The organism is Hydrogenibacillus schlegelii (assembly GCF_001653195.1).
GTDB classification, from domain to species: Bacteria; Bacillota; Bacilli; order Thermicanales; family DSM-22653; genus Hydrogenibacillus; species Hydrogenibacillus schlegelii.
The window spans coordinates 1-17236 of sequence record NZ_JXBB01000004.1 but is presented as its reverse complement, the minus strand read 5'-3'; the positions used below and the strand labels follow the sequence as shown (position 1 = coordinate 17236).

Below are 17236 nucleotides of genomic sequence, written 5' to 3'. Positions count from 1 at the left end.
GAGGTGAGCGAACCGGTGGGAGCCCAGCGGTCCGAGCGGACCAAAATGCGGAAAGCGTCTCGAAACGGCCGGCTGTTGGGTTCACGGCGTTTTGATAAATACCTGGGTGGTGTTGCGGTCGCTCGTTCCGATCCCCATTCGATCCCATTCGGGATCAAGCAGATTTTTGCGATGCCCGGGGGAGTTGATCAAGCCGACATGGGAGACCAGTATATCGTTCGTTTGCGCCAGGTTTTCGCCGGCTTTGGAAAATGGCACGCCCTGATCCCTCAGGCGATCCCCCAACGTTTTACCGGTGACTTTGGAGACGTGATCGAAATAACGATGTTGTGTCATTTCCTCGCTGTGGAGGCGGGCGACGCGATCGAGTTTCGGATCCGGAAGAAGCGTCGATAGACCGTGCGCCTTTCGAAACGCGTTGATGAGGGCGGCCATGATCCGGGCATCGGTCTCGTCTGCTTCCGGGGACGATTGACGCCGCTGTTGGGAGAGAAAGGATTGGAAGGCGCGGACGTTCGCCGGATCGCCTTCGTAACGGTAATTGAACAGCGGAACGGTAAGCGAATGATCAAAGGAGGATAGGCGGACGGCGATGATGTTCGCTTGCGCATGCTGATCGATGTAGGCCAAAAGCAAACCGTTTTGCACTCCATGGACAATTTTAGAAATCGTGGGTGTGCTCATATTTTGCTCGACAGAAAATGTAAGTTGCCGGTATTGAAAAGAAAATGATGAAGCGGCCTTCGTCAAACGCATCTGGGGACGAACGCCCACACTCTCCCAGCTCGGATTCGTCGTGTACAGATCGACGAGCTGTCCATTTTTCAGCGAGACGACAAGCGGACCGGCCGGTTCGTCGGAATACAGCCATATCTGAGCTCCATAGCGGGAGACGCCTCTGAAGTCAGGCGCACCCAAAAGGCGCTTCACATCGCTCTCCGTAAGCCCCAGCCAGAGGGAACGCTTTCCGTCGCTCAGCGCGGTCCGGCGAATCTCGACGGTTTTGGTCGTTGCATCATAGCTGACATCGGCACCGAACGATTCGGCAACAAGCCTCAAAGGAACATACGTCCGGTCTTCTTCGATAAAGGGACTCGTCTCTGAGGTAAGCCGGCGGTCGTTGAACGTATAGACCGGTTCGCCAATCTTCAGTAAAAGCTCATGGCCCCATCCGGTGATCCGCACTTCCTTCGTCGGGCCGAGCCATTGCGTTTGATAGCCGAGCGCGTCCGAGATGAACTTCACCGGCACGTATGTCCGCCCATGGCGGATCAACGGCGGTGCGGACAGGCCGAGCGTTCTTCCGTCGACTTTCAGCGTGAGCGCGCTCTGGGCAAAAGCGACCGGTCTCTTCGTCTCGCCGGAGAAAAGAAAAGACAGCGAAAAAACCGTGAACGCCAGCATTAGGGAAAAGAATTTGTTGGGCGTGGATGGAACGTTGCGCTTCGCCACTTTTTGACCTCCCCACCGGGTGAAAACCCGGAAGTGCCGCGGCACTTGGCCTTCTCACGTGACGTCTTCACAAGGAGTTCCGGAAGCTTTTATGGCACGGTCACTCGTTCCGCTTCTGCTCAAGCGCGTCCAGAGCCGGCAACCCTTCGATGAGCACCTCGACCCGCCGGTTCTTCTGCCTACCCGCTTCGGTGGCGTTGTCCGCCACCGGCTCCGTCATTCCTTTCCCCACCGCCGTCATCCGGGCGCGGTCGATCCCCCGCTCCGCCAGCGCCTCCAGCACCGCCTGCGCCCGCTTCTCCGAAAGCGTCTGATTGTAGGCCGCACCGCCGACATTGTCCGTATGCCCGACGATGGTCACCTTGGCCTTATCCCCGGCATACTCCAGCACCTGCACCAGCTTGTCGATCGTCGCTTGGGCCTCCGGTCGCAAGGCATACGAGTCAAAATCGAACAGGATGTGGCCCGGAAGCGTCAGTCGCGTCGTCTGCTCGTCTTTTTTCTCCGCCTGAAATTCGCTGAGCGTCAGCGCCACTTCCCGCTCCAGCCGGCTCGTCTCCGGCCTGAGCCGGACAACGAACGTTCGATCCGGCGTCAACACGTATAGTTCGGACCGCTCCAGGCCCTTTTCGGTCTGGATCTCCGTCTTTTGATCGTACTGTGACGGCGGGGAGGCCTTCGACGATTCTCCGACGTCCCCGGCGGCCTCATCCGCCGCACTTTCCTGGAATGCGGTTGGCTCGGTCGTTTCCTCCTTTTCTCCCGGCGCCGCGCGGCATCCCCCGACGACGACCGCCGCAACGAACAGTCCCGCAATGAGCAAACGCAACGAACCGGATGTCCCCCTCCGACCGAAAAGCCGCATCGTCCCCCTCCTTTCATCGGCTATTTCACCGCAACCGGAAGAAACATCGACAGATTTCCCGTGATTTTTTCGCCGACCCGCGGGAATATACCGGCGGGGGATCCGCCGATCAAAAAGGACCCGAACAATAACGATCCGGTGTACGGCCCCTCCCACGTGCGTACGGTTACGGTCGGCAGTTCGATATACTTTTGGTAGATTTTCGGTTGCTGATAGTAGTACGGCGTTCGATCTTCGATGACGCTCCCATCCTTCCCCACAATCGACACTCCGCCGCCCTCCCTGCCCCATACGGGTTTCTGCACCAACGGGGCCGCAAGCCCTTCTGCGCTCGGATACGTGGGCAGAAAGTATTTCTCAATCATCTGATGTTCCTCTCCGGTGAAGAAGGGGTGTCCGTTTTCGTGAAGTGCCCAAATCACCGCCATTGTGGTTTTGCATTGTCCGAGAAAGGCGCTGGGCGGATTGATGAGTTTGACCCGTCCTTCGGCGACGTGCTCAAGAAACAAGTCGCCGATCGGTTCGCCGTTCGGTCCCTTGTCTGCACTGAAGTATTCGAGCGGGTACAGCCGATAAAGATACTTCACAAGCTCACCGTTCGATGTGTATACGCCATTGGTGGATACTCGAAGATCCTTGATCGGCAGGTACTGCGTTTTTGAAAAACCTGAATGCCATCTCAGAAACTCGGTAGTTTGACGATCCTCTTCATGCCAATCGTAGGAAAGAAAATAAACCGTCTCTTCATCCGGAATTTCGTGATCCGTCTTTATTCTTTGGAAGGTTCGTTTGATTTCTTCGATCAACCGATTCGGGGAAGATTCACCGAAATAGCCGCAAACAACGTCGTTGGCAACCGCCGCCTCCACAATTCCCGTGGGCGTGTCGCTATTCATCTCCAGAATTTTGATGTCTTCTCCATCGTTCCTGACAACCAAGTCCATCCGAGCAAAATAGCTGAACAACGGGCTTGGCAACTGGACGGCCTTCCAGGTGTTTTTCGGCAGGTGAAGCGCAGAAAAGAGAGACGGGCTGTTCTGCAAAAAAACAACCGTCTTTTGATAAATATGTCCGATCTTTTCCGTGGCCTCTAGAATTCTCTGATAGGTTTCTTTGGGCATCCGATACAGATCCAAGAGGAGATACTGATGTTCCTCGCCCTTTTCCGCGATTGAACCCCACGTAAAACCGCGTTCGCACAGCAGCGAATGGATTTTGATCCATTCCTCAAAATACTTTTGTTCACGGATTCTCTCAACTCCCTCCACCGGCACCCGCGTGACTGTCTCCGAATCCCCCGACGGTTTTTCCGGTTTCCGTGTCCGGCGAATGGCCGCTCTTCGCGGAATCGGAGGGACGCACGGACGAAGAAGGCGTGGCACCCGATCCCGTGCTTTGTGAATCGCTTTGAGAGCATGGGGTCCCATCCGGACGTTTGCCGTCGACACATTCCGAGTCTTCCTGGCCGCAACCAGACAGAAACGCGTTCGCGGCCAAAATGACGCTTAGAAAAAAAGACTTGGTTTTCATCCATGACTCCCCCAATCCGAACAGACCATGACGGACTGACTGCTTCGGGCTTTTCCATCCTCGCGGTAGGCAAATGTGCGACAGTTCGTCGTCGATCAAGGCATAATCGTTTTCCTTTGGTTTTAGTTGCTCAAATCTATGGTAAATTGATAGTAAGGATTCCAAGTACTATTGCTATCTTTTTCATACTCATATTCTTTGTTAAACGTCAAAGTCAGCGTCTTGGCTTCGTCTTTCAGCTTTCCGTAAAAGACGAGCGTGCCGGACAGCATCTGACCGCGATCAATTCGAAGATCTTGATTTTTTGCAGGATCGATATACTTATATGCAAATCCTGTATCGTCGATCAGTGACGGTTTATATTTAACATCATTCCAGGATCTACTTAGTAGGGTTGTTCCAGCAGACTGGACAGCTTCAAATTCAATTTTGATATATTTTTCATCGGCGGTCAGCTTGTGAAGTGTGACGGTCGATCCGTTGGGATGGCTTTGTTGCAGATCGAGATCAAGCGTATAGGGGAATTGCCGTTTCCCTTTCGACGGCGGCTTCTTCGTCGGGGCGGTCGCCGACCGGTTCTCTTTGTCCGGCCGATTTTCCGCCGTACCGGCCTGCGGTTCCGCCTGTGAGCCTTGTTCCGCTTCCGTCTGGGTCGCCTGATCGTGGGAAGGACCGACGCGGTCCGAAAGCGTACTGCAAGCCGGAAGAACAAACGCCAAGCTCGCGATCGTCATCACCCATTTCCATCGTTTCATCATCGCAGCTCTCTCCTTTCCTTTTTTCCATGTCATTCCTTGATCTTTACTCCTTTTCAACTATAGCTTCATTATAGCACGCCGCGGGAAGACCCGCCTCCTTCAGGGGCGGGATGATAGCGGCGCTTGAACGTTTGTACGAATTTCGGTATCCTCGCCTTAAAGGAGGTGAAAAGCATGGCCTGGAGTTCCGCCTCCCATCCCGATCGGCTGCTGCTCACCCGGCAGTTTCCGATCGGACCCGACCGCCTGCCGGAGTTCGAACCGATCATGCAGGCGGCCAACCGGATCTGGAATTCGTGCGTCTGGCATTCGCGGGAGATCCGGGAAAAGGAAAACCGGTGGCCGAACGAAGGAGAGCTGAAGGCGAAATTCAAGCTGTTCAAGGTCTGGAAAGAACTCCACTCCCAGTCGGCTCAGGCGGTGGTGGAAGAGTACTTTGAGGCCGTCTCCGGCTACCGGAAGCACCGGGAAAACGGTCATGAGGAAATGCAGCCTCCGAATTTCAAGCCAAAGAAGCATCTTCGGACGGTCACCCGGAAAAAGCAGGGCTTTGACGTCCGACCGGACGGCCTTGGGCTGAAGCGATCGCGGGGAAAAGACCCCGTTTCGGTTCCGCTGCCTGCGGGATGGAACGTCATCGTCCTGCCGGACGGACGAAGCGTGACCGGCACCCCGGTCGAGGTCAAAGTGAAGGCGATCGTCCGTCGCCGGAAGGTGGAAAACCTCATCCTCCACGTGACCTTCGATCTCGGGGTCGTGCCGGTTCGTGCTCAAGAAGGTCCCGTCTCCGCTTACGACTACAACAGCGCGCTGGTCGCCCGGGCGACCTCCGCCGGTGTGCTGGATCTTTTCGTCGGCCGCGAACTCCTGGCCCAGATCCAGTACCGGAACAAAGTGCTGGCGGAATTTCAAGCGAAGCTGAGCCGCCTCAGGGAAGGGTCGCGGCGCTGGCGCCGGCTTCAGGCGGCCAAAGCCCGGGTCCTTGAAAAGCTCGATCGCCGGATCCGGCCCATGGAGCACGCCCTGACGAAAGCGCTGGCCGAACTCGACCGGAAAGAAGGCATCGCCGTCAGTGTCCTCGGCGATCTGACCGGCCTTCGCCGCTCCGCCGGAACCGGGATGAAAGGGAAGAAGGCCAGTCAGAAGATCCACCAGATGGCCTACGATCGCCTCGGCTCCCAGCAGGGGTACAAAAACCTCAGGCGCGGGATTCGGACGATCTTTCTTCCCGAAAAGTACACGTCATCGACCGGTTACGCCTGCGGCCGGCGAGACCCGTCGTCGAGAAGACATCGCGGGCACTGGAAGTGCAGGCGATGCGGCTTCTCTTTGCAGGCGGATCTGAACGGCGCCGGCAACCTGCTCAAGTTCCGGCTTGCCGAAAACGTCGTCGGCGTACCCGGTCCGGTGTCTTTCCACACGATCCGGCACTGGCGCTGGGATAAGCGCTACAACCGGTACGTACACGTATCGTCAAGGGCCGGGGCCTGAGGCCCGGTACCTGACGTAGTCGGGACTTCGGTGACGGTCCCCTCCGGAGGCGTGAAGCCTCCGGTGTAACCCGGCAGGACATCCTGCCGCCAGGAAGCCCTTCCCCTTCAGAGGGAGGGAGAAAGTCACAGCTAAGGATCAAGACCATAATTCGGGGGCATCTACGATCGCTCGTACCTTACCATACAGCTCCGCCTGCAAATGCTTAGGCATGGTGTCCAGGAAATTGCGCATGAACAGCACCTCCGTGAGGGCAGCGATTTTCCCTGCCATTATCGCCAGACGAGTATCGCCAAACGAGCCCTGCTTATCTCACTGATCCCGAGCAATCAGTTCAGTGATGAACTTCGTAAAAGGAACCGCGCCCCCTGATTAGGCATTTGGTTCGGTCTCCCTTTGCCGAGAAGTTGTTCCAAATCAAGGAATGCGCTTCTGGTATTCCTGCTCTTTGCTCGGGAAAGAAGCGCTCAGCGCCTTTTTCAGAGGGGAATCTTTCCCGGCAAGATGATATTCGGATGAAGACCCCGCGCCCGCACCGGCCCCTTCACCTCGCCGCGGCCGCCGGATAAGCGCACTCAGCGGAGCAACGATCCCCCCGCCCCCACCTGCTCCTTCGCCGATCCGGCGACCGCCTTCTCCTCCCCCGCCGCCCCATCGTCGGCCGTCTGCCTAGGATTGCGCAGCATCTTCCGGACCGTCATTTCTGTCTCCTCAAGAAGAGTCCTCCATTGATGTTCACAAAACGCCCCCATCATTTCCTTCTGCAGCGCAAAAGTGTGGCGTTCTTTCGTCACCGGATGCACTTCATAAGAATCTAACGCGACGCGAGTTTTGCCCCGATCTTCATCGGTGTTGGCGTAACTGATATAATTCCACAGGCCCCACGTGCCGAACGGGTTTCGTACCACCAGCCGCCAGAGGTTTTTCCACATGAAGTGTTTGACCCGATCATAATCTTTTTCACATTCTATAGTGACCTTTAAATTCCTGTAGACAGGAAAAGACAGTTTTTCGCAGGCCATCCGGTAAAGCGCGCGAAGATCTTCTTCCGTCGCGTACCCCCGCGCCAGCACCGCATCGACGTGCTCTTTCCCCAGCCGGTACCCTTCCTCGGCCTGTAAACCGTATTCCAGAGCTATTTCATGATCACGAAGCAGTTGTTCGATGCTCTGCTGCACCTCTACTTCTCCGTTCTTTTCCGCCACCGCCTGAAGCTTCCGCAGCTCGCGCAGAACGGTGCGGATGTGACGAACAAATTTGCCGGAAACAATCCGCCGCATATTCCAAAATATCCCATTTTCTACGATCCGCCGGTACAACTGGCTCCGCACCGCCACCGGATAGGCCTCGTCCCACGGCACCGCTTCCCCTTGTTCGTCCAATACGACATACCCGACATCCTCCGGTCCGGCAACAATGTACACAATAAAATAATACAGCCGACCTTCTCGGTTTTTGAAAGGTACGCCATGATATTTGATAATCTCATTCCATCGCCGCTTATATGCCGCGCTCTTTTTTTGAATGTGCGGCGGATGCAGCTCCTTGAGCTTTGTTTCTCGCGGTGCCCACTCCTTACCCCACGCGACAAGTTCCCACATGTCGATAGAAGAAGACACGCCCGTCCCTCCTCACTTGATCAGCGGCTTTGGATACCGAAGGTCCTTGATTTTCTTGATGAGCCGGTGAACCGCCCGCTTCGCCGCCTCGCGCCCGGCTTCCCCCGCCTTCTTCAAAACCGACCGCTTCACAAAGTCCCGCACCCGGCCCGGCGCTTCCCGCACTGCTCGCCATGCCTCAACCGCCCGCCCCGGTAGGCGCTTCACCCACGTGACGCCTTCTCTCATCTTCTTACCGACCCACCGGCTTACGGCACCGTTCCACCACCGCCGATCTATCCACTTGATGGCGGTAAATCCAGCCCAGGCCACCAGTCCTCCGATCACCAAAAAAGGAACTATACCGAGAGAGGCAGTCCCCAGAATCCCGAGACCCACAAGACCGACGACAACACCGGCGACCCCGAGCGACGTCATGCCCATATGACGAAAGAAATCGAACGCCGCTTCGCCCCGCTCCTTGTCGTGGCGGTGGTTGTCGGGCGCGTTCCACATCGTCCGGATGTCCATGCTCATGTCCCATACGCCAAACGCGGTGGATATGATTCCCCCGACCACATTAAACCTCGTCGCCCACCGGCCAACGGGCGTTTGTGCAAAGTTGATAGCTTTACGCATATCCCGAACAGCCTTCGCGTTCAAGGCCAGATCAATGCCATCGTACACGTCCTGAAATGCATCTTGTTTCCATTTCTCTATATTATTGTTTCCTTTCCAAAAAGATGGGATAAGTGGCCAAAGAATATTAAAATAGCCTTTCCCGATCGCCTTTCCCACGCCCCGCGAGTCCGCCTCGGCAAAATCAAAATAGTGAGCGTAGAATCCCTTCAAAAAGTTAAATACCCATCCCGTCCGGTCCTTGGCCTCCTTCTCTTGCTCCGACGGGGCGCCGCTCTTGCTTACCCAATGCACCGCACCCAGGCCGAGACCCGCCAGAAGTCCCCATCTGAACGCCGGGGCTTTCCGGATGCCCCCGAAGACGAGCCGGCCAAACGCCGCCGCGCCTTTCCCCAGCTGGCGAAGACCCCACTTGGCGCCGCCCCAGGCGTATCGGATGAGTCCGGCGAGCCCCCCGATCGCCGTCCACCCGGCCCGAACGGCCGCCACCCCCCGCAGGACGAGCTCCGCAAAGCCGACCGCCGCCCGCTGCCCCAGCCCGAGCGCCAGGCGAAGCAGCCGTCCCCCCGCTCCCGCCAGGGTGCGAAGCCCCTGAAGCGCCAGACCCCACAGCGCCCCGAGCGCCGAACCCGCGCGGCCCAATAGCGCCCACGCCCAGCCCAAAAGCCGGCTCCGGAAGGCCGCGCCCAGCGCCCCCAGACGGCTCAACAGCCCGCTTCCGAAGCTCCCAAGCCGCGCCAGCACGGGCAAAAGGCCGCCCGCGCTTTGCACAACCCCGATCAGCCAGGCCGAAAGACCGCCCAGCACGGCCCCGCCGAAGACGCCCAGCGCCACCGCGAGCGGGTTCATCTCCGCGCCCTTCATAAAGCCGTGCGCCCAGGCCGAAAGACCGCCGAGCGCCGCAAAGCCGATGATGAGGCCGCTCGCAAGGCCGGAAAACGGTAGCAGGGTCACCGCCCCGATCACCAGCGTAAGCGCCGCAAGCCCCAAAATCGCCCCCAGAAGCCGCTTCTCCGGCAGGCTCAACCCGTCAAAGGCGCCGCCTCGAAGGAGCATCCTGTCGATCCACAGGAGGCCGGTCTCGATCCGGTCGAAAGCCTGCTGGGCGAACGAAAGCGCCGGAAGGGCAAAGGACGCCCCGGCCGCCCCGACGTCCGCCTCCGGGAGATTCGGACGGATCAGCGACGGATTCGGCGGCACCGTCCCGAAATCGAGAAGGGGCCCCCCTTTTCCCGTGTGGTCGGCGTAGGCTTCATCGGTCGGAACGAGGCGCGTCGGCGTCAGCTCAACCTCGAACATCGACGCCCCGTCGTCGTGTGCCGTCCGGGAACCGGTCCCGCCTTCGGCGACCAAGGCCGGCGCCCCCATTCCGATCAGCGCAAACGCCACAAACACGAAAACCACAAACCTCATTCGCCGCAATCGGCGTGCCGGTGACGGCGCGCGTCGCCGGTCAAACACATGGGCCCCTCCTCTCCTGGATCATTCCGCTCGGACCCTTTATCTTCCGTCATAATACGCCTCCGGGAGTCCCCGGATCCGGTCGATGTCCGCCGCCGCCGCATTGTGCACCGCCGGCTCATTCGAAAAAACGCGCGCATCGACCGACAGGAAGGAAAGCCGTCGCTCGACCGTGACCTGTATCGCAAACGCGCTGACGTCCTGCGCATCCTGCTTCACGTACGTCACCGCATTGACCGTATAGGCTCCGTTTTCACCGGCAAATTCCTCTGCCGCAGAACGAATGCGGCCGGCCAGCGCATGTTCGATCGCCGCGTCGACGTCCCGGCGAAAGTTCGCCCTGGGCTCGATGACGGAACCGCACAGCGGCACGGCCGGGCAGTCGTCGCGGTAAAAATACCGAACGGCTTCGTCCAGCGGAATCTTGACCGTCGGGTCATACCCTCCCGGGTTGGGGTTGGAAGGAAGATGCCGCACGATGGGACCGGGAACGGACCAGTCCGCGACCACCGCATTCCAGTACGGAACGATGCTCGGCGGACAGACCGTGCTGCAGGACTCATGGCCGTCCGCATCGGTGCCGCAGGATTCATAGCAGTCGTCTTCATATCGCCGCCAGGCCTCCCGGTCGACCTCGCCGTCCAGCCGGACGATCTTGCCTTCCAGCTTATTTTGCAGCGCCTCGATGTACACCTTCGTCGCTTCCCGGGCGGCGGCGAGCGCCGCGGCGTCGGCCGCCGTCTGGTTCATCCGCATCCCGGTAAAAACCGTAAAGACATCGGTAAAAAAGACCGAAACGAGAATCGCAAACGCCGTCAAACCGACGACGATGAGCACACCGACGCCGCCGCGTTCGTCTCTCGCTAAGCGCCATCGCTTCACCGTCCTTCCGCTCATCCGCTTCACCTCCTCGCCCGAAACGATGCTTTCGACCTTCACCGGGAAGCCGGGGAGCCTTCAGGGGGATTCGGTCGCAAGCCCCGCTTCCCGCGGCATCGTCGCCCGCGCCGTGTACTGAAGTTCGATCGCTCGGTTGATGAGCGGGAGCCGGACGTTGACCATGTCGACGGTGAGCGTCACGGTGACCCGGTCGTCATCTTCCTCCTTGTCGATCTGCTTGATGGTCAGCCCGTACGCCGAATGCCGGATCGCTTCCTCGTAACGATCGTCACCGCCTCTGGCGCTGGACGCCACCCGGGCGCCGTCCCGGGCCGCCGATTCCGCCACGACGACGGTGTAGGCCGCCAGCCCGACCTGCCAGACGAACAGAAAGACAAACAGGATAAACGGAAAAAGCGCCACCAGTTCGACCGTCTGCGATCCCCGATCGTCCCCAAAGACCCTCACGAACCGCTCACCCCCCGCCGGTTCCATGGCCGCATGCTCAGCGGCCGAATTGCAGATTGAACGCATCCGGGTTATAGATGAAATTCAACACCACGAGGCCGAGGATCAGGATGAAAATCGCCGGCGTGATCAAAAGCGTAGTGACGAGCGTGATGCGCGGGCTGGCCTTGGCCGCCTTTTCCTTCGCCCGAAAGACGCGCGAGGCGCGCATCTCGTCGGCCTGAACGCGAAACGTCGTGGCGATCGGCACCCCGAGATCGCTCCCCTGGATGAGCGCCTGGACGAAACTTTCCAGCTCCCTGGACCGGTTGCGGTCGATCAAATTCTGATACGCCTGCCGCCGGGACACGCCCAGCTGAAGTTCCCGCACCATTCGGAGCATCTCCTCGCTCAGCGCGCCGCCCATCCGTTCGGCCACCTCCTCGATCGTCTGCATCAGGGCGCCACCGGCGGCCAGCGCAATGCTCACCGTATCGAGAAAGGTCGGCAGAGTGACGCTGATCTCTTCCTGACGCCGGTCGGCGCGGGAGCGAAGCCAGTAAGTCGTGCCGAAAAACCCGGCCACGGGGGCGATAAAATAAACATACTTCGAAAAAGGCAAGCCGAGGATAAAGTAAAAAAGCCCGAAGATCGCCCCGAAAATGGCCATCAAAAGCCGCAATCCGTAAAACCGTTGCAGGGTAAGTCCCATCGGGCGTCCGGCCCAGGTCAGCCATTTCTGATCCTGTTCAGGGAAAGAATAAAGCTTTTCCGAGATCGGACCCAGGCGCTCGCTCCATTCCAGGATCTTTCGGCGCAACCGTTCGCGCAGCGTCTCCCTGGACGCCTGCCGGTCCGATTGTAACTTCAGTTTCTCAAGGAGCGATTCTTTCTGAAGGATGTAGTTGTAATAAGAATGAAAGGACAAAGCCAGGTAGAAAAGAAACAGGGTCGTGATGGCGGTAAACATCCACGGCTGGTTCAGCATGTCCCTCACACCCGGATATCGCTCAGCTTGCGAATGATCAAGAAGGCGATCAGCTGCAAAAATCCGGAAGCCAGCGCCAAAAGCACGCCGAACACGGTAAACAGCGGATTGATGAACCCCGGGATGATCAGACCCATGACGACGACCATCAAAAACGGCATCACGAGCAGCAGGTAAGCGATCGAACGGGATTCCGTCGTGGCGTTTTTGATCTCTTCGTTCACCCGCCGCCGTTCATCCAGCGTCGTCGCCATCATCTCCAGCACTTCGGCGATATTTCCGCCGAGTTTGCGCTGGATCGTCAGCGTATGCACGAACACCGTCAGTTCGCTGCTGTCGAACCGGGATCCGAGCCGTTCCAGAACCGCATCGAACGGATCCCCCAGCTGGAGTTCCTGGACGACGGTGCAGAACTCGGTTCCCGCCGGCGGTTTCAATTCCCGGGCGACCATTTCAAATCCCTGGGGCAAGGTATAACCCGCCTTGGCGGTGCTGGCGAGCAGCCGGCAGATCTCCGGCAACTGGCCGTTAAAAGCCTCCGCACGCGCGCTTTTGCGCATGTTTAAAAACGTGCGCGACCCCAGCCAGACGAGCAAGTACGCGAGGATGCCGTCGACGGGCGGAATGATCCTCATCACCCGGGCGATGAAGAACCACGTGACGAGGTAAAGCACCAGCAAGATAAACATGTATTCTGACGGCTTGAGCCCGACGTTCGCCTGAGCGAGCCGGACCTTCAGCCTGGACCCTGCCGCCGATCGATCGTAAGCATCCCCCCACCGCCGGAAGATGCTCTGGCGCTCTTTCCTTCGCGTTTCCGGGAACCACGCCTTGAGCCGGTCGTTGCGCCGGCGGATCCGATAGACCAGAAGCGCGTAATGAAGCGCCGCGATCAGACTAAGCACGGCTGAGGCGAGGATGAGGTCGAGCATCCGGCGTCCCCTCACCTTCTCCGGCAAAGATCGTGCGCGGAAGGTCGATTCCAAGGCGCAAAATCTTTTCGTAAACGCGAGGAACGTATCCCGTCGCCACGTGTCTTCCTTCAACCCGGTTGTGGGCGCTGACGCGATATCGGAAGGCGAAGATGTCGCGCACGTCGATCTGCCCGTCCTGAAGGACCACTTCCGAGATCGACACGACCCGCCGGCTGCCGTCGATCATCCGTTCCGCCTGGATGATGATCTCGATCGCGCTGATGAAATGCCGGTCGACCACCTCCACATTGAGCGGAAGGTCCGACATCAGCACCATCGCTTCCAGACGGCCGATGGCGTCTTGGGCCGAGTTGGCATGGAGCGTCGTCAGCGACCCTTCGTGCCCCGTGTTCATCGCCTGCAACATGTCGATCGCCTCGGGCCCCCGGACCTCACCGACGATGATGCGGTCCGGCCGCATCCTGAGCGCATTGCGGACGAGCTGGCGAATCGTAATCTCTCCCCTGCCTTCGACGTTGGCCGGGCGGGCTTCGAGACGGACGAGGTTGGGATGCATGATCTTGAGCTCGGCCATGTCCTCGATCGTGATGATCCGTTCTCCTTCGGGCAAAAACTGGGACAGCGCATTGAGGAGCGTCGTTTTCCCGCTTCCGGTGCCGCCGGAAATGAGGATGTTGACCTTGGCCCGAACGAGCGCTTTCATGAATTCTGCCATTTCCGGCGCAACGGATCCCAGTTCGACCAGGCGTTCGAGGGTGATCGGAACGCGATTGAATTTGCGGATCGACAAGACCGGACCGTTCAAACTGATCGGCGGAATCACCGCGTTGACGCGGCTCCCGTCCGGCAGGCGCGCATCGACCATCGGGGAACTGTCATCGATGCGTCGCCCCAAAGGGGCGATGATGCGGTCGATGATATGCCGGATATGGGCTTCGTCTTTGAAGCCGATCGACGTCTTTTCCAGTCTGCCGTTTTTTTCAATGAAGACGTCGTTCGGCCCGTTGACCATGATCTCCGTGATCTCCGGGTCCTGCAGCAGGACTTCCAGCGGCCCGTATCCGACCGACTCATTGACGATCAGTTTGACGATCGTCTCCAGGACATCTCGAGGATAAATCTCTTTCTCTTCCTGGATCATTTGATAGACCATGCGTTCAATGGTCCGCTTCCGTTCTTCCACCGGGAGCTTGATGATTTCCTCCAGGTTGGCTTCACGAATAATGCGGTTTTTAAAGTGTTCCACGCGCTCCTCGATCTGTCCGGTGAAGTGAGACACACGCCCCGTAGACCGCGCTTCTTTAGGACTCCATGAATCGTGCAAAAAGTTTTGCCGGGGACGATCCATGGGACTGTGCTCCTTTCACCAAAGATTCGACCAACGGTTTTAGATCCTGCGTCAAAGATTTAAGCTGTGCCGGTCGCTGACGCGACGTGTAAAACGGTTTGCCCATGTTCTGGTAGGGTTGGAGCGTAAAGTACTGCGCCCGCACCGTCGCGGCAATCGGAAGCGGCAAAAGCCGCTCGATGTCTTTCGGCGTAATTTCGGATTTACGGTGCACGCGATTGATGATGAGCGATACGTGCGCCGCTTGTTGGAGATGGTAACGTTCAAAAATCGGCTTGACGTGCTTAAACGCTCGAATGGCAAGGCTGTCGGGCGTGAGCACGTAATAGATATGGTCGGCGCTTTTCAAGCCGGAGAAACTCTGGACGTTCAGGGCGCTCGGCAAGTCGAGCACGATAAAATCATAATGCCGGCGGGCCAGCTGAAAGACGCGGGTCAAGAGTTCTTCTTCGATGTAGGTCGCCTTATCGGGATCGGCCGGTCCGAGAAGCAAGTCCAGCGGCGCGTCCACATGGCGGGCGATCACGCTTTTCAGATGGTACTCGTTCAGTTCTTCGATCACCGGCTGAAGATCAAGGTAGGATCGCCGGGGCTCTAAATTGTAGAGCGCCTCCACCCCGCCAAATTGCGCATTCAAATCCATGAGGAGCGTTGCCTTCTGATAAAGCACGCTTAATTGCTGGGCGACGAGCGATGCCAGAACGGTCTTGCCGCTTCCCCCCTTGGCGCTGTAGAATGCCAGCACTTTTCCCCTGGGGCCGCTTCCGGCGGGAGCTTTTCGGTCACTGCCCGGCGTCTCCAGGCGGTCCAGGTGCCGACGAAAGGCCTCCAGCTCTGCCGGATACAGAAAAATGGCCTGGGCGCCCGCTTCCAACCACGCCATCGCCCCCGTAAACTGATCTTCGTAGAGAAACACGATCAGGGGCGCATTCATCAACCGCTCCTGGGCTTCCGGCGTAAGGGGCGCATGTTGGTCGACGACGACCAGCGCATACGGGCCCCTTTCGGTCACCTCCCGCCAATCCGCATATCTGAGCGGCGAGTAGCCTTTGTCGGTCAATTCGCGTTCCACTTGCCGGGCCAAAAGCGGATTCTGCGTCAACACCAGCGCCGGTTTCACGGCAGGCCGCTCCCTTCGACGGTCCTCTGCTCGATTTGATCGCTGAGCAGCACGCGGATCTGGTTCGCCGTATTCTGGTAGTAAATGAGGCGCTCGGCCTCAGAAAGAGGCAGGACCACCTTGACGACCATTTTGCCTTTGTCGTCCGTGTCCCGCTGAATCACCAAAACGTCGGAAAACAAACGCTCCGTCACCAGTTTCCCTTCTTCCTGGTGGGTGACGATGAGATCGACCCGATCGCCCGGCGCGACAATTTGATCCAAAAAAACGTTGTTGGAAATATTCAGCCAGACGATTCGTTCTCCCGGGCTGAGATCGGCCCGCGCGCGAATGATATTGGGGGTCAAGAAATCCCCTTTTTGACCAAAGCGATGCTGTCTTTAAGCTTCTGAGCCTCCGTGATAAACCCTGTCGTCACGAATTGCTTCGGCAACGCCTGCCAGTCGATCATTTCAGGCGTAATGGCGGTATAAGGCTGAATATCTACCGCCGCGACCGCCACCCGGACCGTCTCTCCCCAAGCGGATCGAACCTTATTCCATTCGTTGACGATGATGGCGCTGGCGATCGTCGCCATCGCCAGGGCCAGAACAAAGAAGATGATCGCTTTTCGTCTGGCATCCAGCATCGATTCGGGCTCCTCCGAATTGGCTTCCAGCACCGCGCGGACCTCGGTCCCGGAGACCTAAACGCCTCCAGATGCGTTCAGGCGTCCGGAGAAGGGACGAACACCATCTGAATCAAGGAACGATCAGGACCGCCGTCTTGCTCCGGCAGATCGATCCAGTGGAGCGAGCCGCGACGCGCATGTTCGCTTTTCCAGGTCTCCGCCGATGGCGGCGGTCGATGGGCGACGACCCAGACGGCTTCCTCAGCGCGACGCTCGGCGTGGACCTTCGCCCACACCGCGTCAAAATCCCCGGACATGCGGCGGAGATGGACCTGCCTCTGCGGGTCAAATTGATACCCGTGCCAGCGCATTTGAGATCGGCGCTTTTTGGACGGAACGCTTCCCAGCCGTCGCCGGACAGACGAATCGATCATCGCCACGCCGTCGTCCGGAACGAGCGTCCAAATCCGCAACTGATGCATCTCCTTCTGCAGGCGCGCCCGCTCCTCGGCAAAACTTCTCTGAACAACGTTCAACCCACCCGCCGCCGCGATCGCCGGCAAGACATGAAGCAAATACGCCAGGTACGCCCGATGCCGATAAACCGGATAAAAGCGGAGCTCCCTTTCGGGGAGCAGAAGATTGCGCAGCCGGTACAAATCCGGATCGCTCACTTCCGCGGCATCGTAGAAGTACAGGATGACCCCAGGCGCACACCGCGAACGGAAAAAATCGAGCAGGGACAAAAACGGCGTCGGGGGACATTCCTCCCGTCCGTCTCCATCTCCAGAAGCGCCGCCTTCACGTCCTCCGCCCGGCGTCGACCCGTGTCGCAAAAAGCGCGAAAGGCGCCCCTTTCCCCGACCGGAAGCCGGGGGTCGCCGGACGGTCGGGCGCACGGAGGGAGAAACGACGAGAGACCGCTCTGACTTCGGGCGCGACGGGACGCAAAACGTCAAGGGCGACATAAAGGGAACGCCGGCGGGATAGTCGTGTCCGGTATCATGTGTAAAAACGGATGGTCCAGGTAACATAAAATGAGCCATCCGGCCCTCTTTGGTAGAATGTGAGACGGAGAAGAAACCACTTCACCAGGAGGGATACCGGATGGCTCA

At 58.6% G+C, this 17236-nt stretch carries 16 protein-coding genes; 1 reads left to right on the top strand and 15 read right to left on the bottom strand.

Features of this window, described 5'->3' with window-relative positions:
- Positions 1-81: 81 nt before the first annotated feature.
- The 4 genes from SA87_RS02410 to SA87_RS02395 all read right to left on the bottom strand — a co-directional run bounded on the left by SA87_RS02410 (position 82) and on the right by SA87_RS02395 (position 4605).
- The gene (locus SA87_RS02410) at positions 82-1452 is read right to left on the bottom strand and encodes a stalk domain-containing protein (protein WP_156423643.1); all 1371 of its coding nucleotides are present in this window, start codon (positions 1450-1452) and stop codon (positions 82-84) included.
- A 100-nt stretch (positions 1453-1552) separates the two neighbouring features.
- Positions 1553-2317 (bottom strand): OmpA family protein, encoded by a 765-nt coding sequence (locus tag SA87_RS02405; RefSeq protein ID WP_066198656.1) that lies wholly within the window; start codon positions 2315-2317, stop codon positions 1553-1555.
- Between the two features lie 20 nt (positions 2318-2337).
- On the bottom strand, positions 2338-3591 hold the full coding sequence (locus tag SA87_RS02400; protein ID WP_245637614.1) for a glutathionylspermidine synthase family protein: 1254 nt from the start codon (positions 3589-3591) through the stop codon (positions 2338-2340).
- A gap of 378 nt (positions 3592-3969) precedes the next feature.
- Positions 3970-4605 carry a hypothetical protein gene (locus SA87_RS02395; RefSeq protein WP_066198653.1) on the bottom strand — a complete coding sequence of 212 codons (636 nt, stop codon included), beginning with the start codon at positions 4603-4605 and terminating at the stop codon, positions 3970-3972.
- A 174-nt stretch (positions 4606-4779) separates the two neighbouring features.
- Here SA87_RS02395 and SA87_RS02390 point away from each other — a divergent pair, with 174 nt between their 5' ends.
- A complete protein-coding gene (locus tag SA87_RS02390) occupies positions 4780-6096 on the top strand; it encodes an RNA-guided endonuclease InsQ/TnpB family protein (RefSeq protein ID WP_066198650.1) in 1317 nt (438 codons plus the stop codon).
- Positions 6097-6671: 575 nt separating this feature from the next.
- Here SA87_RS02390 and SA87_RS02385 read toward each other — a convergent pair.
- The 11 genes from SA87_RS02385 to SA87_RS02335 all read right to left on the bottom strand — a co-directional run bounded on the left by SA87_RS02385 (position 6672) and on the right by SA87_RS02335 (position 16957).
- Complete coding sequence (locus SA87_RS02385) at positions 6672-7697, bottom strand: hypothetical protein (RefSeq protein WP_066198647.1); 1026 nt, start codon at positions 7695-7697, stop codon at positions 6672-6674.
- A 30-nt stretch (positions 7698-7727) separates the two neighbouring features.
- Complete coding sequence (locus SA87_RS02380) at positions 7728-9728, bottom strand: hypothetical protein (protein WP_156423641.1); 2001 nt, start codon at positions 9726-9728, stop codon at positions 7728-7730.
- Between the two features lie 105 nt (positions 9729-9833).
- Entirely contained in the window at positions 9834-10691 is an 858-nt protein-coding gene (locus SA87_RS02375; RefSeq protein ID WP_156423640.1) for a hypothetical protein, read from the bottom strand.
- Positions 10692-10751: 60 nt separating this feature from the next.
- Entirely contained in the window at positions 10752-11141 is a 390-nt protein-coding gene (locus tag SA87_RS02370; RefSeq protein ID WP_169793348.1) for a TadE family protein, read from the bottom strand.
- A gap of 37 nt (positions 11142-11178) precedes the next feature.
- On the bottom strand, positions 11179-12108 hold the full coding sequence (locus SA87_RS02365; protein ID WP_066442091.1) for a type II secretion system F family protein: 930 nt from the start codon (positions 12106-12108) through the stop codon (positions 11179-11181).
- Between the two features lie 5 nt (positions 12109-12113).
- Positions 12114-13040 carry a type II secretion system F family protein gene (locus tag SA87_RS02360; protein WP_066198632.1) on the bottom strand — a complete coding sequence of 309 codons (927 nt, stop codon included), beginning with the start codon at positions 13038-13040 and terminating at the stop codon, positions 12114-12116.
- On the bottom strand, positions 13006-14289 hold the full coding sequence (locus tag SA87_RS02355; protein WP_245637613.1) for a TadA family conjugal transfer-associated ATPase: 1284 nt from the start codon (positions 14287-14289) through the stop codon (positions 13006-13008). The genes SA87_RS02360 and SA87_RS02355 overlap by 35 nt, the downstream gene beginning before the upstream one ends.
- Before the next feature lie 55 nt (positions 14290-14344).
- Positions 14345-15511 carry a CpaE/TadZ family protein gene (locus SA87_RS02350; protein ID WP_066198626.1) on the bottom strand — a complete coding sequence of 389 codons (1167 nt, stop codon included), beginning with the start codon at positions 15509-15511 and terminating at the stop codon, positions 14345-14347.
- Positions 15508-15774: an RcpC/CpaB family pilus assembly protein gene (locus SA87_RS02345; protein WP_245637612.1), complete on the bottom strand. Its 267-nt coding sequence runs from the start codon at positions 15772-15774 to the stop codon at positions 15508-15510. The genes SA87_RS02350 and SA87_RS02345 overlap by 4 nt, the downstream gene beginning before the upstream one ends.
- Positions 15775-15854: 80 nt before the next feature.
- The gene (locus tag SA87_RS02340) at positions 15855-16139 is read right to left on the bottom strand and encodes an SAF domain-containing protein (RefSeq protein WP_066198620.1); all 285 of its coding nucleotides are present in this window, start codon (positions 16137-16139) and stop codon (positions 15855-15857) included.
- Positions 16140-16216: 77 nt separating this feature from the next.
- The gene (locus SA87_RS02335) at positions 16217-16957 is read right to left on the bottom strand and encodes a hypothetical protein (protein WP_169816886.1); all 741 of its coding nucleotides are present in this window, start codon (positions 16955-16957) and stop codon (positions 16217-16219) included.
- Positions 16958-17236: the final 279 nt, after the last annotated feature.

Coding starts and splice junctions, on each gene's coding strand:
- SA87_RS02340 (WP_066198620.1), bottom strand. CDS start 16,139: ATGCTGGATGCCAGACGAAAAGCGATCATCTTCTTTGTTCTGGCCCTG.
- SA87_RS02390 (WP_066198650.1), top strand. CDS start 4,780: ATGGCCTGGAGTTCCGCCTCCCATCCCGATCGGCTGCTGCTCACCCGG.
- SA87_RS02360 (WP_066198632.1), bottom strand. CDS start 13,040: ATGCTCGACCTCATCCTCGCCTCAGCCGTGCTTAGTCTGATCGCGGCG.
- SA87_RS02365 (WP_066442091.1), bottom strand. CDS start 12,108: ATGCTGAACCAGCCGTGGATGTTTACCGCCATCACGACCCTGTTTCTT.
- SA87_RS02405 (WP_066198656.1), bottom strand. CDS start 2,317: ATGCGGCTTTTCGGTCGGAGGGGGACATCCGGTTCGTTGCGTTTGCTC.
- SA87_RS02395 (WP_066198653.1), bottom strand. CDS start 4,605: ATGATGAAACGATGGAAATGGGTGATGACGATCGCGAGCTTGGCGTTT.
- SA87_RS02375 (WP_156423640.1), bottom strand. CDS start 10,691: ATGAGCGGAAGGACGGTGAAGCGATGGCGCTTAGCGAGAGACGAACGC.
- SA87_RS02385 (WP_066198647.1), bottom strand. CDS start 7,697: ATGTGGGAACTTGTCGCGTGGGGTAAGGAGTGGGCACCGCGAGAAACA.